This is a genomic window from Candidatus Dechloromonas phosphoritropha (assembly GCA_016722705.1).
Lineage (GTDB): Bacteria > Pseudomonadota > Gammaproteobacteria > Burkholderiales > Rhodocyclaceae > Azonexus > Azonexus phosphoritrophus.
The window spans coordinates 2,529,529-2,551,821 of the sequence record JADKGN010000004.1; the positions used below are offsets into that span (position 1 = coordinate 2,529,529).

Here is a 22,293-nt window from a genome sequence, read left to right on the forward strand (position 1 = left end):
ACCGATGCCCAATAACAGACCTGATCCAGATCAATTGCTGAATCGTGTAAATGCCGAGGAAGCCAAGGCAGGGTGCGGCAAGCTGAAAGTATTTTTTGGTGCCTCGGCCGGCGTGGGCAAAACCTACGCCATGCTGGGTGCCGCCCGGCAGCAACTCCTACAGGGCGTGGATGTGGTGATCGGTATCGTCGAAACCCACGGTCGAGCAGAGACGGAAGTTATGGCCGATGGCTTGGAGTGCCTGCAGTTGCGCGACATTCGCTATCGCGACCGCATACTCAAGGAATTCGACCTGGATGGCGCACTGCTCCGCAAACCGGCGCTGATCCTGATGGATGAACTAGCCCATTCGAATGTCGCCGGTTCGCGGCATGCCAAGCGCTGGCAGGATATTGACGAGTTGCTGGCGGCAGGCATCGATGTCTACACCACGGTCAATGTCCAGCATCTGGAAAGCCTGAACGACGTGGTCAGCGGCATTACCGGCATCCGGGTCTGGGAGACGGTGCCGGACAAAGTGTTCGACGCTGCCGACGAAGTTGTGCTGGTGGACCTGCCTCCCGACGAACTATTGCAACGCCTGCAAGCCGGCAAGGTCTTTCTGGCCAACCAGGCGGAACGGGCGATCCGCAACTTTTTCCGCAAGGGCAACCTGATTGCCCTGCGCGAACTGGCGCTGCGCCGCACGGCTGATCGGGTCGATGACCAGATGTTGCAATATCGGCGCGACCAGTCCGTCTCCCCGGTCTGGCAAACCCGCGATTCGCTGCTGGCCTGCATAGGCACCGGTAGCGGTGGCGAAAAGCTGGTCCGCACCACGGCCCGCGTCGCCAGCCGGCTGGAAGCGCCGTGGCACGCCGTCTATATCGAAACGCCCGAATTGCAGCGCCTCTCGGTGGAAAGCCGTCATCGCATTCTGCGCAACCTCAAGCTGGCCGAAGAACTGGGCGCCCAGACGGCAACGCTGTCCGGCAGTATCGCCGAAGAGGTGGCGGTCAAATATGCCCGCGATCACAACCTGTCGAAAATCTTCGTTGGCCGGGATCACCCGCGTCGCTGGCACCCCTGGTACCGATCCTTCGCCGATCGCCTTGGCCAGCGTGCACCCGATCTCGATATCCTTCAAGTTGCGCGTGTCGACGTCGACCGGGAATCCGGCAAGGCCGCCCGGGAAAGTATCGGCGACAACATTTTTGACCGCTGGCCGGCCTATACCAAGGCGGCCGCAGGGTGTGCGCTGGCCGGATTGTCCTCCGCTGCACTGTTCCCGATCGTCGACCTGCCGAACATCGTCATGGTCTTTCTGCTGACTGTGGTGTTGGTCAGTGTCCGCTACGGTCGCGGCCCGGGCGTGCTGGCCTCCTTCCTGTCGGTCGTCATTTTCGATTTTGTCTTTGTCCCGCCACGCTTTTCCCTCGCTGTCACCGATGTGCAGTACCTGATGACCTTTGCCGTGATGCTGGTCGTTGGCCTGATCACCGGCCAACTGACCGCCGGTTCCAAATATCAGGCCAAGGTGGCGACCCTGAGGGAGCAGCGCGTCCGTTCGCTCTATGAAATGTCGCGTGATCTCTCGGCGGCCCTGATACCGGAGCAGATCGCCGAAATTGGCGAACGCTTCATCATCGCCGAACTGGGCGCCAAGGCTGCTTTCCTGCTGACAGACGGCCATGACCGCTTGCAGCTGGCGCTGGCGTCGACCAACGGTCTGCCCGCAGTGGACATGAGTATTGCGCAGTGGGCCTTCGATCATCGCGAGGCGGCCGGCCAGGGCACCAACACGCTAGCCGCCAGCCCGATCCTGTATTTGCCGCTGAAAGCACCGATGCGCCTGCGCGGCGTGCTGGCTCTCGAAATGCGCGACACCGACCACCTCCTTATCCCGGAGCAGCGACGGCTACTCGACACCTTTGCATCATTGATCGCCATCGCCCTGGAGCGCGTGCATTACGTCGAGGTGGCTCAGAATACGACCGTGCAAATGGAATCCGAGCGCCTGCGCAATTCCGTGCTGTCGGCCATTTCACACGATTTACGGACGCCAATGAGCGTGCTGGTTGGGCTGGCCGACTCGATGTTCCTGACCCAACCGCCACCGACCGGTCCACAGGCCGATATCGCCCGCTCCCTGAAGGAGGAGGCGCTACGCGTCAGTGGCCAGGTCAACAATCTGCTCGACATGGCCCGCCTGCAGTCGGGTCGGGTGGAATTGAACCTGCAGTGGCAACCACTGGAGGAGGTGGTGGTCTGCGCGCTGAAAACACTGGAGCGAGCGTTTGCAGAGCACCAGATCAAGTTATCGCTCGATGAAGGCCTTCCCCTGGTGCACATCGACTCCGTCTTGATGGAGCGGGTTATCTACAACCTGCTCGAAAACACCGTGAAATACACGCCACCGGGAAGCATGGTCGAAATTGGCGCCAACGTCCTGGAGCGGGTCATCGAAGTCTGGGTTGACGACAACGGCCCCGGATTGCCCGTAGGTAAAGAGGAGGTGATTTTCAAGAAATTCGAACGCGGACAACCGGAAGGCACCACTCGGGGCGTCGGCTTGGGACTGGCTATTTGCCGGGCCATCGTCGAAGCGCATGGGGGAGAAATCCATGCCGAGAATCGGCCGCAAGGTGGGGCTCGCTTCCTGTTCACCCTACCCAAGGGAAATCCGCCATCGCTAGATGCCGAGGAAATACCTGAAGAACAGGAGGCTAACTAAGTGTCTGCCACCGCGCCAACCGTAATCGTCGTCGAGGATGAAGCGAAAATTCGCCGCTTCATCAAACTGGCACTCGAAGCAGCGCAACTGGATGTCTTTGAAGCCGATTCAGTGGCGCGCGGTTTGATTGAGATCGGCACTCGGCAACCTGATCTCGTGGTGCTCGATCTGGGCCTGCCGGACGGTGATGGAATCGATCTGATCCGCGATATGCGGACCTGGTCTGAAATTCCCATCATCGTGCTCTCCGCCCGTACGGCTGAAGCGGACAAAGTGGCGGCACTTGATGCTGGGGCGGACGACTACTTGATCAAACCCTTTGGCGCTGCAGAACTGTTGGCCCGCGTCCGGGCTCACCTGAGAAGAAGCTTTCGGGCCGGCGCGACGGGAATGACAGTATTCGAGTTCGGCAATATTCGTGTCGACCTTGGCAAACGGATTGTTGAAAAAGACGGGCAGCAGATACACCTGACTCCGATCGAGTTCAGACTATTGGCCTATTTGATCGCCAACCCGGATTCGGTGTTGACCCATCGCCAGCTATTGAAGGCCGTTTGGGGACCATCCCATATCGAAGACAGTCATTACGTTCGCGTTTATATGGGACATCTCCGAAAGAAGGTCGAGGATGATCCGACTCGTCCTAAATATATCCTGACTGAATCCGGCGTCGGCTACCGTTTTGTGAGCTAACCGTATAGGCCATGAAGTTTGCCAAGTAGCATTGTCCCTAGCACCACCATTTGCAAAAAACAACGAGGCCTTTGGGCAGTTTTCAGAGTGAAGCAGCCGTTGAAATGGCAGCTTTGTAGAATCCTCGAAGGGCAGCATAGTGGCCGCTGCCCGCTGGCCTGATTGCAACGGTGCGCGGACTTGGCTATCGGCTCAACGGAACCCGATGAATCTGCTCCCTCCTCACGGCTCGTTGCGCTTACGCCTGCTGGTGGGCACACTGTTCTGGATCATCGTTTCCATTGCTGTCGCTGGCTGGGGGCTTGGCAAACTTTTCCATCAACATGTTGAAGCCCAGTTCGTTGCCGAACTCAAGAATCAACTGGATCAGCTGACTGCCCAGTTGGTTCTGGATGAGCAGAGCCAGCCCCAATTGCGCTTGCAACCGAGCGATCCACGTTTCAGCAAGCCACTTTCCGGTTTGTATTGGCAGATCGACCGGGTTGCCGGCACTGATGTCTCCGCAGGGAAGGCGGTGTTGCGCTCTCGTTCATTGTGGGATGAGACATTGACCATGCCAGCCGATACCTTGGTGGATGGCGAAATACATCTGCACCGCATTGCCGAACTCAAAGGGGTGGGTGCCGGTGCGGGCGTGGCTTTGAGAGTGGTGGAGCGAGCCGTAACGATTGATGCACAGTCCCTGCGCCTGATGGTCGCGGCGGATGAAAACCTGATGACGGAGCCGATCGCAAACTTCAAAGGCCAGCTTTGGCTAGCTCTTGGCATACTGGGCGCCGGATTGACGCTGGCTGCCTTGATGCAGGTAATCATGGGTCTGGCGCCGCTGCGCAGCATGCATGCTGCGCTCGGGCGTGTCCGGCGTGGAGATACGCAGAAGATGGAAGGCACATTCCCGACCGAGATCATGCCACTGGTGAATGTTACCACCTGACACGGACACAGGCTGCCGCCTCAGCTCATCTTCCTGGAATACGGACGCCAGTAAAGACTGTTGTCCAAGGATTGGTTCGTGTCATGCAACGTGTTTATGCAGACCGCAACCTCGAATTTGTTGTTCTTCCGGTTAATGAGACCCTGGCGTTTCGCGGTGAAGATAACCTGATCGACAATGCTTCCAAGTGGGCTACGTCTCGAATCGAAATTCAAGTGAAAGCCATCTCCGGCGAAATCTTGGTGAGCATCGATGACGATGGAAGCGAAGTTTCTGAAATGGAGCGGGATGATGTTCTTAAACGCGGAGTACGTGCTGATGAAAGAGTCCCGGGTACTGGATTAGGTCTCGCCATCGTTGAGGACTTGGCGAGCATGTACGGTGGAAAATTGATCTTGGAGGAATCCCGCCTTGGTGGCTTGAAGGCGTCTCTGGTATTGCCAGTCGCATGAGGAAGGCCATTCATCGTTTCGAGATCGGCAAGGTGAGGCAGGCCGAAAAAAGCAGACGCCATCTGGAAGATGATTTTTACAGAGGCATCAGTAGTGGCGAGACGGCTGGCGTCGACGGTTTGTGGTTACGATTACAGGCGATACCCTATGAATTTCTGGAGACTTGGACGCCCGAAACCTGAGGTTGCTGAAAAAAATGACCCATCGGCTATCGGCCGCCCTGGACGCACTGACGATGTTGCTGTTTGGCACTTCCGCCGTCGCAGAGGATGGCGATATCGCATGGCAGCACCGCATCCGGCAAGATGTCGCGACGCTCACCGCTAATCCGCTCGGTACCGCGTCGTGCACGGCTTTCAATATCGGGCGCAGATTTGCTGAAGCGCGATCCGCCCCTATGCGCGGGCCTGTGGGTTCACCATCGGCATGCAGAATGGCGGCAAGCACGCACTGACGATGCGGCTTGAGGACTGGTGCGCGGTCGGTGCCGACAACCGGCGCGTCAAGTTGCTTCTGCCGGATGAGTGGGACGCGGAATTAACTAGGGCCGACGCCGATGACAAGCCGGTCAATGCGGCAGCCTATCGCAGCAAAGTCGTGCTGATCAACTTCTGGGCGACCTGGTGCCCGCCCTGCCGCAAGGAATTTCCCTCGCTCGGTCGCGTTAAGCCGCTGTTCAAAGCGACCGAGTTCGAGGTGCTGGCGGTGACTGTCGGTGAGGACCCGGACACCGTGTTATCCTTCGCTAGCAATACTGGAATTCCCGGTGCTGTTCGACCGCGACTCGAAGGCCATGGCGGTCTGGCCGGTGAAGGGCCTACCGACCTCCTTGCTCGTCGACCGCCAGTGGCGCATTGCCTTTCGCGCTGTCGGCGGACGCGAGTTCGACGACCCGGAGATCGTCGCCGCCATCCGGCAACTGCTAAAACCGTGAGAAGGAAATCGACATGACCACAGGACTCTCTACCCGTTGCGTGCATGCCGGCGAACTCGCCGACGGCCATGGTTCGCCGCACACGCCGCTCTATACCACCACCACGTTCAAGTTTGCCTCCACCGCTGATCTGCTCGATGTCGTCGATGGCCGCAAGCCGGGCAGCCTTTACACCCGCTACGGCCTCAACCCTACCGTAGCCAGCATCGAGCAGAAACTGGCCGCGCTTGAAGGCGCGGAGCTGGCTTGGGCCTTCTGCTCCGGCATGGCGGCGGAGACGGCGCTGTTTCTGACCCACGGGCGCAAGGGCATCGTCTGTCTCGGCGATGCCTATGGTGGCACTCTGGAACTGATTTCGTCGCAACTGCCGCTACTCGGCATTCACGGCCATTTCCTGCTCGGCCATGAATTGTCGAAGCTCGATGAACTGCTGGCGCAGGGTGCCGGCCTGGTATTCCTGGAAACACCGACCAACCCGACGCTGGAAATCTTTGACATCCAGGCCATCGCCAAACTGGCTCATGCCCACGGCGCACTGGTGGCGGTCGACAACACCTTCGCCTCGCCGGTGAATCAGAATCCGCTGGCGCTCGACACCGACTTCGTCGTGCATTCCTGCACCAAGTATCTCGGCGGCCATTCCGATCTCACGGCGGGCGTGCTGATGGGATCGCAGGACTTGCTCATGCCAGTGTGGAACTGGCGCAAGAACCTCGGCACGACCATCGCACCGGAAATCGCCAACCTGCTCGCACGCAGTATCCGCAGTCTACCGGTGCGCGTGCGTGCCCAGAACACCACGGCGCAGGCGGTGGCCGAAGCGATGGCGCGGCATCCGAAAGTCGCCCGCGTGCTCTACCCCGGCCTGCCGGATTTTCCGGGCCATGCGCTGGCTAGTAAGCAGATGACGGGCTACGGTGGCATGCTCACGATTGAAGTCAAGGGCAGTGGTGACGATGCCACTCACGTGGCGGACAAATTGAAGCTCTTCGCGCTCGCGCCCAGCCTCGGCGGTGTCGAGAGCCTCGTCACCCAGCCCTGCACCACGACGCACCACGGTTTGACGCCCGAAGAGCGCACGCGGCGCGGCATTTCCGATGCGATGCTGCGACTGTCCATCGGACTCGAAGACGCCGCCGATCTGATCGCCGACCTGGATCAGGCGCTGGGCTGAGTAAGGGATTGCAGGTTTTCTGACTTTCCCAGAATGGCTGGAGTAGAGAAACAGAGATGTCCGCCGCTCGATTCGTCCAAAAGGCGGCTTACTGATTACAAAGCTGCCTCAATGCTTGCCGTTGTCATCAGGCCGCTTGGTGTCGGCTCCTGCCGATTCAGCATTGAGTAACGAACAGCGGCTCTGGCCGATTGAACGAGTAGGCCGTAGGGCAGGTTTCAGAATAACGCCGCCGTTGAAATGGCAGACTTGTTGAATCAGCGAAGGGCGGCATCTGGTCGAAAGCGCTCCCCTTGAAATAGAGTGCCTGCTACTGTTTTTCAGCAGCGACAAACAACGGCGCGAGCACCTGTTCGGTACCCAGCGGCCGGGCACCTTGTTGTTCCAGCCCGACGAAACGCCCGGCCGGGGCATCAGCGGTTGCCTCGGTGATGGCGGCCTGGGCGTCGGCGAGTCGGGTCTTTTCGTTGATCAGGACGACGACGCGAGCCAGTCCCGGGGTCGTCGCCAGCACCCGCAGCTCGTGGAGGCAGCCGGCGTTCTGGGCAACGAAGTTGCGCAGGTCCATCAGCACGACGTCGCTGGCACGGACCAGTTCGGCGAGCGCGTCCTGCCAGGTGGTGTCGTGGCAGTAGCATTCGTTGACCCGGTAGCGGCCTTCGACATCGGACTGCAGTTCAAATTTGGCAAGCCGGCGCGGGACGTCGGTGGGGCTGCGGATGAAGCGTTGGCCGAGGCGGCCGTCGATGAAGGTGAAGATGTCATCGGGGTCGATGGTGCGATCGACGAGGTCGGTGCCGGCAATCAGCACGGTGTTGCCGGTGAGCCGCCAGCGGTCGATGACGCGGTCGAAGAGATCCTGAACGTTGGCGTCCTGCCGGAAGACGCGTAGTACCAGCAATATCGGCGGCCGGCCGGGGGGGCGCTTGCCGGTGGTGGCCTGCATGATCTTGGCGCTGAGCGGAATCCACAGTAGCGGCAGAAAATCGACCAGGGCGCCCCAGCCGAGGTCGGCGATGGCGCCGAGGGCGGGGCCGGTCAGGGCGATGACCCAGACGGCGGTGAACAGGTAGAACAGTTCGGAAATCTGCCGCCGGGCGTAGGCAGCGGCCAGCCAGCGGCCGAGCACCTTGGCCGGCCACCAGGCGACGAGCCACGGCGCGATGGCGAACAGCGCGATGGCGGCGGTCGCCGGCAGCCAGCCGATCAACCAGTAGAGCACCGGGCTTTGCCGGTCGACGAGTTCGGAGAGCAGGTCGACGCCAGCCTGCGAGGCCCAGCACAGGACGATGAAGATCGGCGCCAGCCAGGGGCCGACGGCGCGGGTGGCGCCGCCGAGGCAGATGGCGGTGACGACGACCAGCGGCAGGCCGATGTCGAGCGACATCCAGAACAAGACCTGCGCGAAGCTGACGTTTTCGTTGGTCCGCCAGGTGAGCAGGGCGACGGCGGCGACGAACCACAACAGCAGGGTGCCGACCAGCTGGCGGCGGCGCCAGCGGTCGATGACGGCGATCACCGGAACGACCGGCCAGGCGTAAGCGGCGCCCAGCGCGAGTACCGATTTCCAGGTGATCGGACCGTTGGCCATGATCTGCATCTGCAGCGTGCGGGTCAGCGCCATCAGCAGGGTCAGGATGACAAAGGCGGCGATCAACTGACGCTGGGCGCGCCGGTTGTCGGCCAGGCTGACCGGGGTGGGTGGCAGATCCGCAGCCGCTGGCAGTCTTGCAGCCGGGAGAGCGACTGTTGCGGTCGACGTGGAATTTTGGCCAGTTTTCATCAGCCGCTGCATCGCCGCCCGGTAGCGATTGGCGACGATCAGCGCGCCGACCACCGACAGGAAGGTGGCGAGGATCAGCAGGAAGGCGATCTTGCCGGGTAGCATGACTCAGGTCATCGCCGTCAGGCCGCTCACGTAGACCAGGCGCCCGCTTGCCGGATCGGCGACGTAGCTCAGGCAATGGCGGCGGTTGGGGCCGCTGCCCGGCGCCTTCAGCGAGACGTGCACCCAGCCCGAGTTGGGGCCTTTACGCGGGTCGTAGCATTCGCAGATGATCTGGTCGAAATCGGCCAGATGGTCGCGTGCCCAAGCGGCCAGTTCGAGCGTCGCCATGCCGACGATCTCGATGTCGCAGGCCTCGCCGGTGGCGTGCTGGCTGGTGCTGAGCCAGGTCGGCGGCTTGTTCTTGAGCGCCCGTTCAAGCGGCTGGCCGCGGAAGACGCTGTTCGGCGTGAACGACCCGAATGCGTCGCGCACCGGTTGCAGCACCTGGCGTGCAAGGTGAATGGCGGCGCGCAGTTGGGCTACCGTATCGAAGCTGTTATCGATGCCCAGGCGGTCAGCCAGATCGGAGCGGGTCAGTTCGTAGAGCCGGAAGTTCGGGGCGACTAGGGTGCGCGGCGGTAAGTCAAGGGTGAATTGATCGAGCACAGCCTCGCTCTGGTCGGGAGCCGTGGCATCGCGCGGCACGGTAATGGCCGCCGAGCGCACGCCGCGCCGGCGCACGGCCCTGGGTGCGGGCGCCTCCCTGGTCCCGGTAATCGTGGCGGCGGCGGGGGCTTCGGGCTTGCGCGGGCTCATGACAGGCTCTCCAGAATTTCCTTGAGCACATCGCGGATCACTTTATCGTTCGCCGGCCAAAGGTCGAAAAGGAAGCGGATATGCTCGGCAACCGACGATTTTTCGCGCGGACTGGCGCCGCGGGCGATGGCCTGGCGATACGTATCGATGCATTCGCTGGGGGAGGTCGTGCCGATCCGTCGGCGGGCCGGCATCTGCGTCTGCCAGAGCAGACGAATCAGGCGCAGGTCGGCCAGACTGGCGCTGTCCCAGAAATTGGGTGCCAGGTCGCGACTGGCGGTCAGGCCGGCGATCAGTTTTTCCAGATCCTGCGGGCGCGGGGCGTCGTCGATGGCGGCGGCAATGGGGTCGAGCTGCAATGCCAGCAGATGGCCGGACACCCAGTTGGTGAAGGGATAAGTTTTTTTCTTGAGCTCGTAGGCCAGCCGATAATGGTTGGCCATGTTGACCAGGGCGTTGGTGCGCTGTCCGACTTCCTCCTGGATCACGGCCAGCCGCTTGTAGGCGCTACCAAGCAGGCTTAGTCGTTCGGCCGTCTTGAAGCAGCGGCAGACAGTGTCGAGGTCGAAAATGGCGCCTTCGATCAGGCTGACCAGTTTCTGCCGCCGGGCTTCGCGTGCCAGCCCTTCCTTGGGGGCGCGCTGCCATTGTTCGGCGGCTTGGCGGACCCGGAAATTGGCGTATTGCTCCAGCACGCGCAGTGTGAAATCGCTCTTTTCCTGTTCAAGGGCCGCCTTGAGGTGGGTGGTAGCGGTGTCCCAGACGCGCGCTTCACCCCAGGCCAGACCGAGGGCTGCGCGCAGGTCACCCTGCTGGTACCACGCGGGTTGCTGACCATCCGGAATGCGCTTTTCCAACGCCTGCAGCTTGTCGGTCGCGGGGCCGTCCCAGCCGGCATGCAGGTCGGCGGCCAGGTTGTCGAGTTCGGTGATCAGCTCGCGCGGCGAGGCGAAATCGCGCAGCGTGCTGGCATCGCGCTCCTCGCGCCGGACGAAGCGGAAGTCGGGATCGCCATAGCACTGGTAGGCGCCCCAGGTGTTGCAGCCTTCGAAGCGCTCCTGGATATCGGCGCGGGCGATCCGGACCGCTTCGCCAAAAGCCTTGCCATCCAGCATGGCGTAATAGAAGGTGCCAGCGAAGGCAGCGGCAGCCTGATCGTCCACGGCCCAGCCGGCGGCAATCACGGCGCGCACACCCATGCGGATGAATTCCTCGCCGAGATTGGCGGCCAGGCCGAGGCGGTCGAGCGGGCGCGTGCTGTGCATCTGGCCGAGGTGGCAGCAGTTGATGAAGACGAGATCAGGCACGAAGCGCATCTGCTGGATGTCGCCCGGCGTCAGCAGGATGGCCTTGCCTTTCTTGTCGTCACCTTCGCCGGCGTGGTAGCCGATGACCATGCCGGACAGCGGCTTGTCGTTGCCTTCGCGGAATTCATGCACGCCATGGCCAGCCAGGTGGAGGATCTTCCAGCCTTGCCGGTGCAGGTTTTCGAGTATCGGCATCGGCGACTGGCTGATGCAGTCGGTCACCACATAACCGCGGTCGCCGAGCACCTGCACGACCTGTTCCGCTTCGGCTTGGGCGCCCGGCAGTTGGTCGAAGTCGGGATTGCCGCCGAGATCGGGGTCGCCGATGACCAGGGCGGTCCGTTCGCCGGTCTGTAGCGGCAGGGGGCGGAACTCCTGAGTGATGAACTGGCGGATGAAGCCGGCTTTGACGACCGGCGGCTTGTTGTCATTGCCCCAGCGGTTTTCGAGCAGCTCCCATGGGTAACAGGCGGATTTCTTGTCGACGAGGATGACCATGTTGCCCTGCTGCGGTGCCATTTCGCGCACGCGTAGCGGCAGCAGCATTTCGAACAGCGTCTTGTCCGCTTCGGAGTTTTGCCGGACATTGCTGCTGGCGACGCGGATAAAGTCATCGGCCAACGCCAGTTGCCCGGTGGCGGTGGTTTCCTCGGCACGCGCCCGGTCGGTCGGGAAGACGAAGCGCAGGATGTCGCCCTCACGCTTGATCTGCACGCGCTGGTACCATTCCCCGGCTGGGTCGAAGCGGATGCGCCGGTGGCCTGCCTCGCCGTTTTCGAGGCAGGCCACCGGCCAGTCGATGACTTCGCGCAGGCGCTTGTCGTGCAGGGCTTCGCGCAGCGCGTTGGTGGCGCCGATGGCGACGTCTTCATAGAGCTCGATGAATTGCAGGCGGTCGATCAGTACCTGGTCGTTCAGTTGCTTGGCGACCAGGGCGGCATTGGCGTCGACCACGGCATTGAGGATGGCCTTGACGCTGTCGCCGAGTGGAACACCACCGTCGCCGGTACCTACCAGCAGACAGGAAATGGCTGCTGAGCGCGGCCGGCCGGCTTCGCCGAAACGCTTGTCGGGCCACTGCGCGGCGCGCAGCGCGAGGTCGAGCAGGGCGCCACGGACGGTCGATTCGAGCAGACCGGGACGCAGCTCGCCGATCTTGCCGAGGCCGACGATGACGGCGCCCATCGGCTTGGCGTCCGGCGAATCGTTGAGGAACAGGGTGTGGCTGCCGATCGCGCCGGGATAGAGTCCGAGGTCGAAATGGCGGGTCAATTGGCCGGCGAGCTGGCGATCGAGCATGGCCTCTGCATTAACCACGGTATCGCCTTGGTAGTGGCCGACGACGACCGGGTGGCGGGCGTAGCTCAGGCTGCCATGGGTGACGCTGACTTCGATTCTCGGTAGTGCCGTTTCGATTCTGGCCGTTATTTCCGGTTGACCGGAGAAGCCCATGTTACGCAGGTCGCGTTCGCCCGGGATGCCGTCGGCGGGAGGCGCCGGCGGCAGGACGAAAGTGTTGGCCCGCGCTGTGCCCCGGGCGCGCGCTGGCGGTGTCGTCGGCAGGCGGGTCGTTCGGCCGGTGGCCAGGATGTCCAGATAGGCGGGGAAGGCGATCGGTTGTGCACAGAGCATGTCATGCGCGGTATCGGCCACGTACCACATTGGCACGTTCGGCAGTCGGCCGGAATCCCAGGGGACGGTGCCGTCGCCTTCCGGTGAGGCGATGAACTCGATCCTCTGGATTTCCGGGCGGTACCACACATGGCCGGGAACGAGCTGGTAGTCGACCACGGTGGCCGGCTGGCTGCCCGCGACATAGCACATGAAGTCGGGGTCGGGGGCGGCATTTTTCAGGAATTTCCAGGTTGCGCCGGCTGTTTGCAGGTCACCGGTGTCGGCGGTATTCCAGCGCGCAGCAAGAGCCTTTTTCAAGTCCGTCCAGCGCTCCGGGTCGGCAAAATTCGGGTCGTCGGGTGCGAAGGGCAGTAGTTCAATCAGGCCGGGGAACCGCGAAACGAGGTTGATGATCTGGTCGGTGCTCTGCGTAATGTCGAGCAGCGACAGCTTGGCCTGCGTCGGGTTGAACCCGGTCAGCCAGCGCACCGCCTCGTAGGAGCCAAGGTTGGGCGTGCCGAGCATCAGGAAACGGCTGCCGGGCAGTTGCTTGATGCGCTTCCACAAGGCGCTGCCGGCGCCACCGTCGCCGATCATCGAGCGGACAACGAGGCCGCCCATCGAGTGGGCGACCAAGCGCAGCGGCTGCTTGCCGCGTTCGGCCTGGACGACCAGCGGCTCAATGCGCTCGGCCAGCCGTTGGCCAGCGTCGCGCACCGAAAAGCGCCAGTCGTAGGGGAAGATTTCGACCCGGTGCGAACGGGCAAGAAAACCGACCAGTGGCCCGTAGAAATCATCGACCAGGCCGACCGGGCGAATCTCCGTCTTGTCATGGTCCCGCGCCAGCTTTTTCAGCCCGCCATTGAGCAGCGACCAGTAATTGAGCCAGATGGCCTCGTCGCCGACGGTCAGCTCGCTGCCCATGGTCCCGGGCAGGACAACGGCGATCGGGCGCGGCTGGGTGTCGCCGCGACTGCGCTGGACGATGTCGACGATGCGGGGCGCGGTCGAACGGGGGGCGGTTATCGGCTGGAAGCCGGTATTGTCGCCATCGGCCCGGGTCAGGGCGGCCTGTAGCCAGCCGATGCTCTTGTCGTTGATGAAGTAGCGGAAATGATTGACCTGCGGCCCCTTGTCGGCGCGGTAGCGCGCGTTGGCGCCCCGCGGCAGGCCGCCGGTCATCGAGGCTGTATCGACGACAAGGTCGTGGTCGTTCTTGTAGAACCAGTCGGTGGCGAGCACCTTCAGCGTGTTCCAGATGCCGTCGCCCGGCTCGATGTCGCCGGCGATCACGGAGAGGTCGGCCGAGGTGGTCAACTGCGGCGTGTTGTTCAGCAGGCGGGTCAGGGCCGAACCCGGCATCATCGCCTCGACGCCGGGCATGATGCGGGGATCGGTACGCTCCTTGACGACGGCGTGGAGGAATTCGATGCCGTCGCCAAAAAGGCCGTTACCACTGGCCGCCTTGGCGACGAAGTCGAGAACCGACAGCCAGCGATCGAGGCGGCCGGAGGCCAGCGTCGTGCCGCGGGCCGGGCAGGCGATCCGGGCGAAACGGGTGACCCGAAACCGTTTCTTCGCTAGCACGTTGACCAGGTCGAGCAACTTCTGGCGGTCCGCGTTATAAGCGCTGTCACGGATTTTCATGTCCTCGTCGGATAGCGGCAGGAGGCCAAGTTGGGCAGCCATCGTGCGGTCGGCCGCAAACAGCGTAGCGATGCGGTCGGCGTCCAGCACCTTGACAAGGTCGGCGCAGCCGGCCAGGCACAGCACTTCGCCAACCAGGCCGCCGCGCGAATGGCTGACCACATGGATTTCGGCTTCGTCCGGCAGGCGCCGGGCCAACGCCAGCGCGTTGTCGATCGGGCTTTGCGTCAGTGTCCGGTGCTCCAGCGCGAAGGCCCGATTGCCGTAGATCGGCGCCAGCTTCTGGCGTAGTTTTTCGCCTTCGCTGCTCTGCCACAGTTCGCCGAAACTTCCCTGCGTCGACGAGGCCGTGCCATGCAGGAAGACAAGGAGCGGGCCGGTATCGGCCGGTATGGTTGCGGATTGAGCGACTGGCGTCAGGGCAAATGGCGCGGCGAGGTCGAGCCGATACAGACCATCGGTGTGACCCAGTTGTTTTTCTTCCAGGACAGTGCTCAGTTTGGCGGCGCTCTTTCCCGCTAGGTCGATGCCAAAAAAGTCGAGGACTTTGACCGCAAAACCGGCCAGACCACGTTCCCCTGTGGTGGCCCGCTTCGGCACGAGGTGCGAAAACTCCCAGGCGCCATTGCCGTCGCGCGTTGGCAGGTGGCCGAAGTCACGCGCCAAGTCGTCGACCCGGCTCCACAACACGAATCCATTCTCCAGTTCGACGCGGACGACGTGGTCGGCCGGTACATCCCGAACCTCACCGGTGGCGTCCCGCGCCGAGCCGGGGAATAGGCTGAATGCCGGTTGGAGTCCCGGGCCGCCTGGACGGGCCACTTGCGCGATGACGCCCCGAATTTTGTAGGTCTGGATTGCATCCATCTTCTTGGGCATGGCGTTCTCCTCAGTTTTGGTCCGTCGCTGTGATTCCTATTCGAAGATACGGCCCTTGCGAGCGGCATCGCCGCCGACGATCTGCGGTACCTGCGGATAGCTGGCCGACGGCAGGTATTTGCCGATGGACTTGTGCCAGTCGGCATAGGTGGCATCGGCTTTCAGCATCTTCAGAGCCTTCAGCGCGTAATACGTGAAGGCGCCGTTGTAGCGGCCGCTGATGCGCGCATCGTAGCTGAAGTTGTTGGGGCCTTCCTTGCAACCGGCGAGCAACAGGTCACCCAGCTTGTTCGAAAAGGCCCCGAGCAGCGGCGTGGCGCCAACCGGCGCGACTGTCGTCGAGGCCACCTCGCCGGCGCGGTTCCTCGGCAGCAACTTGTCGGGCAGCCAGTTGCCCATGGGCATGAAACGCGGCCGGGTGTCGGCATCCCTTTCCGCCGCGGCGGCGCGGGTGACGGTGCCGGAGTGGCAGCTATCCGAGATCAGCACGATGCGCACCCCGGCCTTGCGCGCGGCAAACAACACCCGGATCTCGTCGTCGGTCAAGGCGGCGCCGCTGGTCTGCAGATCGTAGGGGCAGAGTGCCTCGTCGAGGCCGTCGGCTTCATCGCCGTCGGTGTCCGGCTGGTAGGTGCCATGGCCGGAAAAAGTGATCACCAGACTGTCGCCCTTGCTTGCCTTGGCGATCAAGTCTTCCATGGCCGTCATCATCGCCGCCTTGGTCGCCTCGCTGTCGAGCAGCTTGCTGACTGCAAAACCGCGCTGCGTAAGCGCCGCCGCCCAGTCGTTGGCGTCATTGACGCAGCCCTGAAGATCCATCTGGGTGCCTGGATAGTTGTTGATGCCGATGCAGAGTGCCTTCTTGGCCATGTGGATCTCCTTCGCGGTGTGGATCGGGCGTGTTGTGGTTGCGGCTCCTGATATTGGATGCAAGAAATTTTAATGACGGATTCTAACCACCATGATCTGCTTCATTGTAGATGCTTGTATGGACGTGCTTGAAAAATTCATGCACTGGGTTGTCCCCGGAGTTCTCCGCGATGCTTGCCACTCTGCGACCGGCTGCGTCAGCGGCGACCCGAGCGCCACCACGGCCGGTAGCGGCATACACATCAACCGCCCCCAACAAGGCCCTCGCCGACGGCCGTCCTACAGGCCGGCGCGCAACGGGGCGTGGCTGGTCGGGAAGCCACGCGACGCGCAGATTAACCGGAAAAGCGTTTTCCACCGATATGACGAAATTGGGGCAGGCGCTACCTCAAGCACCGCGATTACGATCCCCATTTCTTTCGGCTGCTCGGGCAAGTGATGCCGGATTGCCGATTTCGCCAAAGAAAAAGGCCGCATCGCGCGGCCTTCTGCGGTCGACTGGAAAAAACTGCCTATTTGACGATCTGGTTCAGCTCGCCCCTGGCGTAACGCTCTGCCATCTTTTCCAGCGGGATGACCTTGATCTGGCTGGCGCGGCCGGCGCAGCCGAAGGACTCGAAACGGGCCAGACAGATCTTCTTGGCCGCTTCGCGCGCCGGCTTGAGGTAGTCGCGCGGGTCGAACTTGGAGGGGTTCTCGGCGAAGTAGCGGCGGATGGCGCCGGTCATCGCCAGGCGGATGTCGGTGTCGATGTTGATCTTGCGCACGCCGTGCTTGATGCCGTTGACGATTTCCTCGACCGGCACGCCATAGGTTTCCTTCATGTCGCCGCCGAATTCGCGGATTTCGGCGAGCAGTTCCTGTGGCACGGAAGACGACCCGTGCATCACCAGGTGGGTGTTCGGGATGCGGGCGTGAATTTCCCTGATGCGGTCGATGGCGAGGATGTCGCCGGTCGGCTTCTTGGTGAATTTGTAGGCGCCGTGGCTGGTGCCGATGGCGATGGCCAGTGCGTCGCAGTTGGTCTGCTTGACGAAGTCGGCGGCCTGGTCCGGGTCGGTGAGCAGTTGCTCGCGGGTCATGTGGCCTTCGGCGCCGTGGCCGTCTTCCTTGTCGCCCTTCATGGTTTCGAGCGAGCCGAGGACGCCGAGTTCGGCTTCAACCGAAACGCCGATCGAGTGGGCGAACTTGACGGTTTCCTTGGAGACAGCGACGTTGTATTCGTAGGAGGAGGTGGTCTTGCCGTCGGCTTCGAGCGAGCCGTCCATCATCACCGAAGTGAAGCCTGAACGGATGGCGCTCATGCAGACGGCCGGACTTTGCCCGTGGTCCTGGTGCATGACGATGGGCAGGTGCGGATAGGCTTCGAGGGCGGCCAGGATCTGGTGGCGCAGGAAGGGTTCGCCGGCATATTTGCGGGCGCCGGCCGAGGCCTGCATGATGACCGGGGCGTCGATCTGGCTGGCGGCTTCGCAAATGGCCCAGACCTGCTCCATGTTATTGACGTTGAAAGCGGGTAGACCGTAGCCGTTTTCGGCGGCATGGTCGAGCAGTTGGCGCATGGATACGAGTGGCATGGAAGCTCCTGTTCGGGACTGTGGTGAATGCTTGATATTCTACCCGGCCGGGCGGCTCAGTGCTCGCCGACGCGGACGATCTTCAGCGTGTTGGTACCGCCGGGGTAGCCGATCGGCTCGCCAATGGTGAGCACGAGCAGGTCGCCGCGCGCGACGGCGCCGCGTTCGATGAGCAGTTGCTCGGCTTCGGCCAGCAACTGGTCACGGTCGGTGTGCGGCTGTTTCATCAAGACCGGATAAACCTCGCGGTAGAGCACCATGCGGCCGATAGTTTCGGCATCGGGCGATAGAGCGTAGATCGGCACACCGCAATTGAGCCGGCTCATCCACAGCACCGTCAACCCGGACTGGGTGAGGGCGGCGATGGCCTTGACCTTGAGGTGATGGGCGGTCCAGATCGTCGCCATGGCAATCGACTGGTCGATGCGGGTGAACACGCGATCAAGGAATTCTATGTCGAGTGTCACTTCGTCCGACCGCTCGGCCTCGACGCAGATGCGCGCCATCGATTCGACGGTCTCGACCGGGTACCTGCCGCTGGCGGTTTCGGCCGAAAGCATGACCGCGTCGGTGCCGTCGAGCACGGCATTGGCGACGTCCGAAACCTCGGCGCGGGTTGGTACCGGCGACATGATCATCGATTCCATCATCTGCGTCGCGGTGATGGCCAGCTTGTTACTGTCGCGCGCCAGGCGGATCATCCGCTTTTGCAGCGCCGGAACGGCGGCGTCGCCAACCTCGACCGCGAGGTCGCCGCGCGCCACCATGATGCCGTCGGAAGCGTCGAGGATCTCGTCGAGGTTCTGCACCGCCTCGACGCGCTCGATCTTGGCGATCAGCAGCGCGCTGCTGCCGGCGGCACGGAGCAACTGGCGGGCCAGGTACATGTCCGCCGCGGCTTTCGGGAAGGAGACGGCCACGAAGTCGGCGTTGATCTGCGTGGCGGTCTTGATATCCTCCATGTCCTTGGCGGTGAGCGCGGGAGCGGTCAGGCCGCCGCCCTGGCGGTTGATCCCCTTGTTGTTGGAGAGTTCGCCGCCGACCACCACCCGGGTATGTATTTCGTGGCCTCTTATGGTTTCGACTTCGAGTTTGAGACGGCCGTCGTCGAGGAGCAGCATGTCGCCCGGCTTGACGTCTTTCGGCAGGTTCTTGTAATCGAGACCGACGCGCTCCCGATCGCCGAGCCCGCACTGGGCGTCAAGGATGAAGCTTCCGCCGGCGATCAGCAGGATCTTGCCGTCGGCGAATCTGCCGACACGGATTTTCGGGCCTTGCAGATCAGCGAGGATGCCGACCGTGCGCCCGTATTTTTCAGCCGCATTGCGAACGCAGACGGCGCGGGCGAGGTGGTCGTCGGCGGTGCCGTGGGAGAAGTTCAGACGCACGACGTCGACGCCGGCCTGGACCATGCGCTCGAGGACCTCCGGCGTCGAGGAGGCGGGGCCCAGCGTGGCGACGATCTTGGTGTGGCGTGGCATTTCTTGTCTCCCTGATGTTTGTGCGGATTTCCGGCCTGTTCGATGGTCGACCGCGACAATGCCACGATCGCCGCCATCCTTGGCCCTATTTTGCCGCGCGTTCTTCCAGCACGGCAATTGCCGGCAGGGTCTTGCCTTCGAGAAATTCGAGGAAGGCACCGCCGCCGGTCGAGATGTAGCCGACATCGTCGGCGATGTCGAATTTGGCGATGGCGGCCAGCGTGTCGCCGCCGCCGGCGATCGAAAAGGCCTGCGAGTGGGCGATTGCCGAGGCCATCATCTTGGTGCCGCCGGCGAACTGCGGCAACTCGAAGACGCCGACCGGGCCGTTCCAGACGATGGTGCCGGCGCCGGCGATGATTTCCGCCAGCCTGGCGGCAGTTTTCGGGCCGACGTCGAGGATGCGGTCGTTGGCTTGAACGTCGGCCACCGGTATCTTGTTGGCGCGGGCCAGCGCCGAGACTTCATCGGCAACGACGACGTCGGTCGGCAGCGGGACTTCGGCGCCGCGTTCCTTCATGATGTCCATGATCGCGTGGGCTTCCTTGACCAGATCGGGCTCGGCCAGCGAGTGACCGATGCGCTTGCCGTCGGCGAGCAGGAAGGTGTTGGCGATGCCGCCGCCGACGATCAACTGGTCGACCTTGCTCGCCAGCGACTTGAGGATGGTCAGTTTGCTGGAAACCTTGGAGCCGCCGACGATGGCGACCAGCGGCCGCTTCGGATCGCGCAGGGCCTTGCCCAGGGCATCGATTTCGGCACCCATCAGGATGCCGGCGCAAGCGATCGGGGCGTACCTGGCGATGCCGTGGGTGGTGGCTTCGGCGCGGTGAGCGGTGCCGAAGGCATCATTGACGTAGACGTCGCACAGCTTGGCCATCTTCCGGGCCAGTTCCTCGTTGTTTTTCTTTTCGCCCTTGTTGACGCGGCAGTTTTCGAGCAGCACGACCTCGCCGGGCTTGACGGAAAACTCCCCGTCGACCCAGTTCTGGATCAGGCGCACCGGGGTGTGCAGCATCTGCCCGAGACGCACGGCGACCGGCATCAGGCTGTCTTCCGGGTGGAATTCGCCTTCGGTCGGGCGGCCGAGGTGCGAGGTGACCATGACCGCCGCCCCTTTTTTCAGGCAGTAGTTGATCGATGGCAGCGAGGCGCGGATGCGGGTGTCCTCGGTGATGTTGCCGGCCGCGTCTTGCGGCACGTTGAGGTCGGCGCGGATGAAGACGCGCTTGCCGGAAACATCGAGGTCGGTCAGCTTCGTGACATTCATGGTTCTCTCCTGAGCGGGGTTAAGTGTGTTTCGGCGGCCACAGGCGTGACCAATGAATGGCCACTTCCAGCATGCGGTTGGCGAATCCCCATTCATTGTCGAACCAGACGAAGAGGTTGACCAGGTGCGTGCCGCCGGTGCGGGTCTGGCTGCCATCGACGATGGCGGAATGGGGGTCGTGGTTGAAATCGATCGAGGCGTGCGCGGCTTCGGAATAGGCGACCAGGCGCTTCAGCGGTCCGTGAGCCGCTGATTCCAGCAGCGCGTTGATGCCGTGCGCGGAAATCGGGCGCTGTGTCGTGATCGTCAGGTCGATGGCCGAGACGTTAAGCGTCGGCACGCGGATCGCCTTGGCCTGGACGCGCCCGGTCAGTTGCGGCAGCAGGCGCTCGACGCCGCGGGCGAGGCCGGTGGACACCGGGATGATCGACTGCATGGCCGAACGGGTGCGGCGCAGGTCGTCGTGGTGATAGCCGTCGATCAGCGGCTGGTCGTTCATGACCGAATGCAGCGTCGTCAGCAGCGCCTGCTCGATGCCGATCTCGCGCTCGATCAGGGCAAGCAGCGGGACGATGGCGTTGGTTGTGCACGAGGCGGCGGAAACGATGCGCTCGCTGCCGCTCAACGTGTCCTGGTTGATGCCGTTGACGATGGTGGCGTCGACGTCGCCGCCGCTGAAGCCGGGATGGGCGAGCAGCAGCCGCGGGCAGCCGGCATCGAGAAAACGGGTCAATTCCGGACGTCGACCGTAACAGCCGGAAGATTCGATGAGGAGGTCGATATCGAGGGCGTGCCAGTCAACGGCTTCCGGCGTGCTGGCGTGGCTGGCCTCGATGCGCCAACCGTCGATGATCAGCGCCGAACCGGATATCTCGACTTCTCCACGCAGCCGCCCGTGCGTCGAGTCGTAGCGCGTCAGGTAGGCCATGCTCTCGAGGTTGGCCGGCTCGTTGATCGCGACGACCCGAAGATTGCCGGCATTCGGCGATTCCAGCAGGGCACGCAGAAAGCAGCGACCGATGCGGCCGTAGCCATTGATCGCAAGACGCAAGGGGGTGGGGGAAGGCAAGTGACGGGTGCGCCTGATCGAAGAAGAACAAAAGGGGCCGAGTGGCCCCCTTGCAACAACGGCTTACGCGGCGTTCATCCAGGCGCGGGTAGTATCGAGCATGCGGCAGGAGTAGCCCCATTCGTTGTCGTACCAGGCCAGCACCTTGACCAGGTTGCCGTCGATGACGCGGGTCTGGGTCGCATCGAAGATCGAGGACGCCGGGTCGTGGTTGAAGTCGGAGGAAACCAGCGGCTCGCTGTTGACCGCGAGTATGCCCTTGAGCGCGCCGTGCGCAGCAGAGATCATCAACTGGTTGATCTCGTCCTTGGAGGTCGGGCGTTCGGCGGTGAAGGTCAGGTCGACCAGCGAAACGTTGATCGTCGGCACACGCAGCGCAAAGCCATCGACCTTGCCCTTCAGTTGTGGCAGCACGAGCCCGACCGCCGCGGCGGCTCCGGTCTTGGTTGGAATGATGTTCTGGGAGCCGGCACGGGCACGGCGCATGTCCTTGTGGCGGTGGTCGACCAGCACCTGGTCGTTGGTGTAGGAGTGGATCGTCGTCATCAGGCCTTTCTTGATGCCGATGTTGTCCTGCAGCACCTTGGCGACCGGGGCCAGGCAGTTGGTCGTGCACGAGGCGTTGGAAACGACCGTCATCGCTTGCGTCAACAGGTTGTCATTGACGCCATAGACAATGGTCGCATCGACGTCGTCGCCGCCAGGCGCGGAGATCAGCACGCGCCCGGCGCCCTGGTCGAGCAGCACCTGAGCCTTCACCTTGGAGGTGTAGGCGCCGGTGCATTCGAGCAGCACATCGACGTCGTGGTCGGCCCAGTTGATTTCCAGCGGATTCTTGGTTGAGTGGAAGGCAATCCTTTTCCCATCGACGATCATGACGTTCTCGCCGTCGGTGTCTACTGGGGTGGCAAAACGGCCATGGGTCGTGTCGTATTTGGTGAGGTGGGCGTTGGTCTTGAGATCGCCAGCCGCGTTGATGGCGACAATCTCGAATTCGTTCTGCAGACCCAGCTCGTAAATGGCGCGCAGCGTGCAGCGACCAATACGGCCATAACCGTTGATTGCAACCTTGATAGCCATGATGCTTCTCCTCTA

Annotated in this window: 15 protein-coding genes and 1 pseudogene; 7 read left to right on the forward strand and 9 right to left on the reverse strand. The window is 62.8% G+C overall.

The features are described 5' to 3' along the window. Positions 1-4 precede the first annotated feature (4 nt). From kdpD to IPP03_18025, 7 genes and pseudogenes are all read left to right on the forward strand, one after another. The gene (gene kdpD / locus IPP03_17995; protein MBL0354442.1) at positions 5-2,713 is read left to right on the forward strand and encodes a two-component system sensor histidine kinase KdpD; all 2,709 of its coding nucleotides are present in this window, start codon (positions 5-7) and stop codon (positions 2,711-2,713) included. Then, positions 2,714-3,406, forward strand: coding sequence for a two-component system response regulator KdpE (gene kdpE, locus IPP03_18000; protein MBL0354443.1), 693 nt, complete (start codon positions 2,714-2,716; stop codon positions 3,404-3,406). A gap of 205 nt (positions 3,407-3,611) precedes the next feature. Continuing rightward, positions 3,612-4,792 (forward strand): annotated as a pseudogene (locus IPP03_18005) (ATP-binding protein). Beyond that, positions 4,789-4,974, forward strand: coding sequence for a hypothetical protein (locus tag IPP03_18010; protein ID MBL0354444.1), 186 nt, complete (start codon positions 4,789-4,791; stop codon positions 4,972-4,974). Before IPP03_18005 ends, IPP03_18010 begins: the two are co-directional and overlap by 4 nt. Before the next feature lie 2 nt (positions 4,975-4,976). After that, entirely contained in the window at positions 4,977-5,246 is a 270-nt protein-coding gene (locus tag IPP03_18015; GenBank protein ID MBL0354445.1) for a hypothetical protein, read from the forward strand. Further along, the gene (locus IPP03_18020; GenBank protein ID MBL0354446.1) at positions 5,219-5,743 is read left to right on the forward strand and encodes a TlpA family protein disulfide reductase; all 525 of its coding nucleotides are present in this window, start codon (positions 5,219-5,221) and stop codon (positions 5,741-5,743) included. The genes IPP03_18015 and IPP03_18020 overlap by 28 nt, the downstream gene beginning before the upstream one ends. Further along, complete coding sequence (locus IPP03_18025; protein ID MBL0354447.1) at positions 5,740-6,900, forward strand: aminotransferase class I/II-fold pyridoxal phosphate-dependent enzyme; 1,161 nt, start codon at positions 5,740-5,742, stop codon at positions 6,898-6,900. The genes IPP03_18020 and IPP03_18025 overlap by 4 nt, the downstream gene beginning before the upstream one ends. 310 nt (positions 6,901-7,210) lie before the next feature. On the opposite strand, the gene IPP03_18030 is transcribed toward IPP03_18025, so the two are convergent. From IPP03_18030 to gap, 9 genes are all read right to left on the reverse strand, one after another. Beyond that, entirely contained in the window at positions 7,211-8,788 is a 1,578-nt protein-coding gene (locus IPP03_18030) for a hypothetical protein (protein ID MBL0354448.1), read from the reverse strand. A 3-nt stretch (positions 8,789-8,791) separates the two neighbouring features. Beyond that, entirely contained in the window at positions 8,792-9,484 is a 693-nt protein-coding gene (locus tag IPP03_18035) for a hypothetical protein (GenBank protein ID MBL0354449.1), read from the reverse strand. Then, positions 9,481-14,919 (reverse strand): CHAT domain-containing protein, encoded by a 5,439-nt coding sequence (locus IPP03_18040; protein MBL0354450.1) that lies wholly within the window; start codon positions 14,917-14,919, stop codon positions 9,481-9,483. Before IPP03_18040 ends, IPP03_18035 begins: the two co-directional genes overlap by 4 nt. A 48-nt stretch (positions 14,920-14,967) precedes the next feature. Continuing rightward, entirely contained in the window at positions 14,968-15,801 is an 834-nt protein-coding gene (locus tag IPP03_18045) for a caspase family protein (protein MBL0354451.1), read from the reverse strand. Positions 15,802-16,313: 512 nt separating this feature from the next. Beyond that, positions 16,314-17,378, reverse strand: coding sequence for a fructose-bisphosphate aldolase class II (locus IPP03_18050; GenBank protein ID MBL0354452.1), 1,065 nt, complete (start codon positions 17,376-17,378; stop codon positions 16,314-16,316). Between the two features lie 56 nt (positions 17,379-17,434). Continuing rightward, the gene (gene pyk, locus IPP03_18055) at positions 17,435-18,859 is read right to left on the reverse strand and encodes a pyruvate kinase (protein MBL0354453.1); all 1,425 of its coding nucleotides are present in this window, start codon (positions 18,857-18,859) and stop codon (positions 17,435-17,437) included. Between the two features lie 85 nt (positions 18,860-18,944). Next, positions 18,945-20,129, reverse strand: a complete 1,185-nt coding sequence (locus IPP03_18060; GenBank protein MBL0354454.1) for a phosphoglycerate kinase — start codon at positions 20,127-20,129, stop codon at positions 18,945-18,947. Positions 20,130-20,148: 19 nt separating this feature from the next. Then, positions 20,149-21,198: an erythrose-4-phosphate dehydrogenase gene (locus IPP03_18065; protein ID MBL0354455.1), complete on the reverse strand. Its 1,050-nt coding sequence runs from the start codon at positions 21,196-21,198 to the stop codon at positions 20,149-20,151. A gap of 63 nt (positions 21,199-21,261) precedes the next feature. After that, complete coding sequence (gene gap / locus IPP03_18070; GenBank protein ID MBL0354456.1) at positions 21,262-22,278, reverse strand: type I glyceraldehyde-3-phosphate dehydrogenase; 1,017 nt, start codon at positions 22,276-22,278, stop codon at positions 21,262-21,264. Positions 22,279-22,293 lie beyond the last annotated feature (15 nt).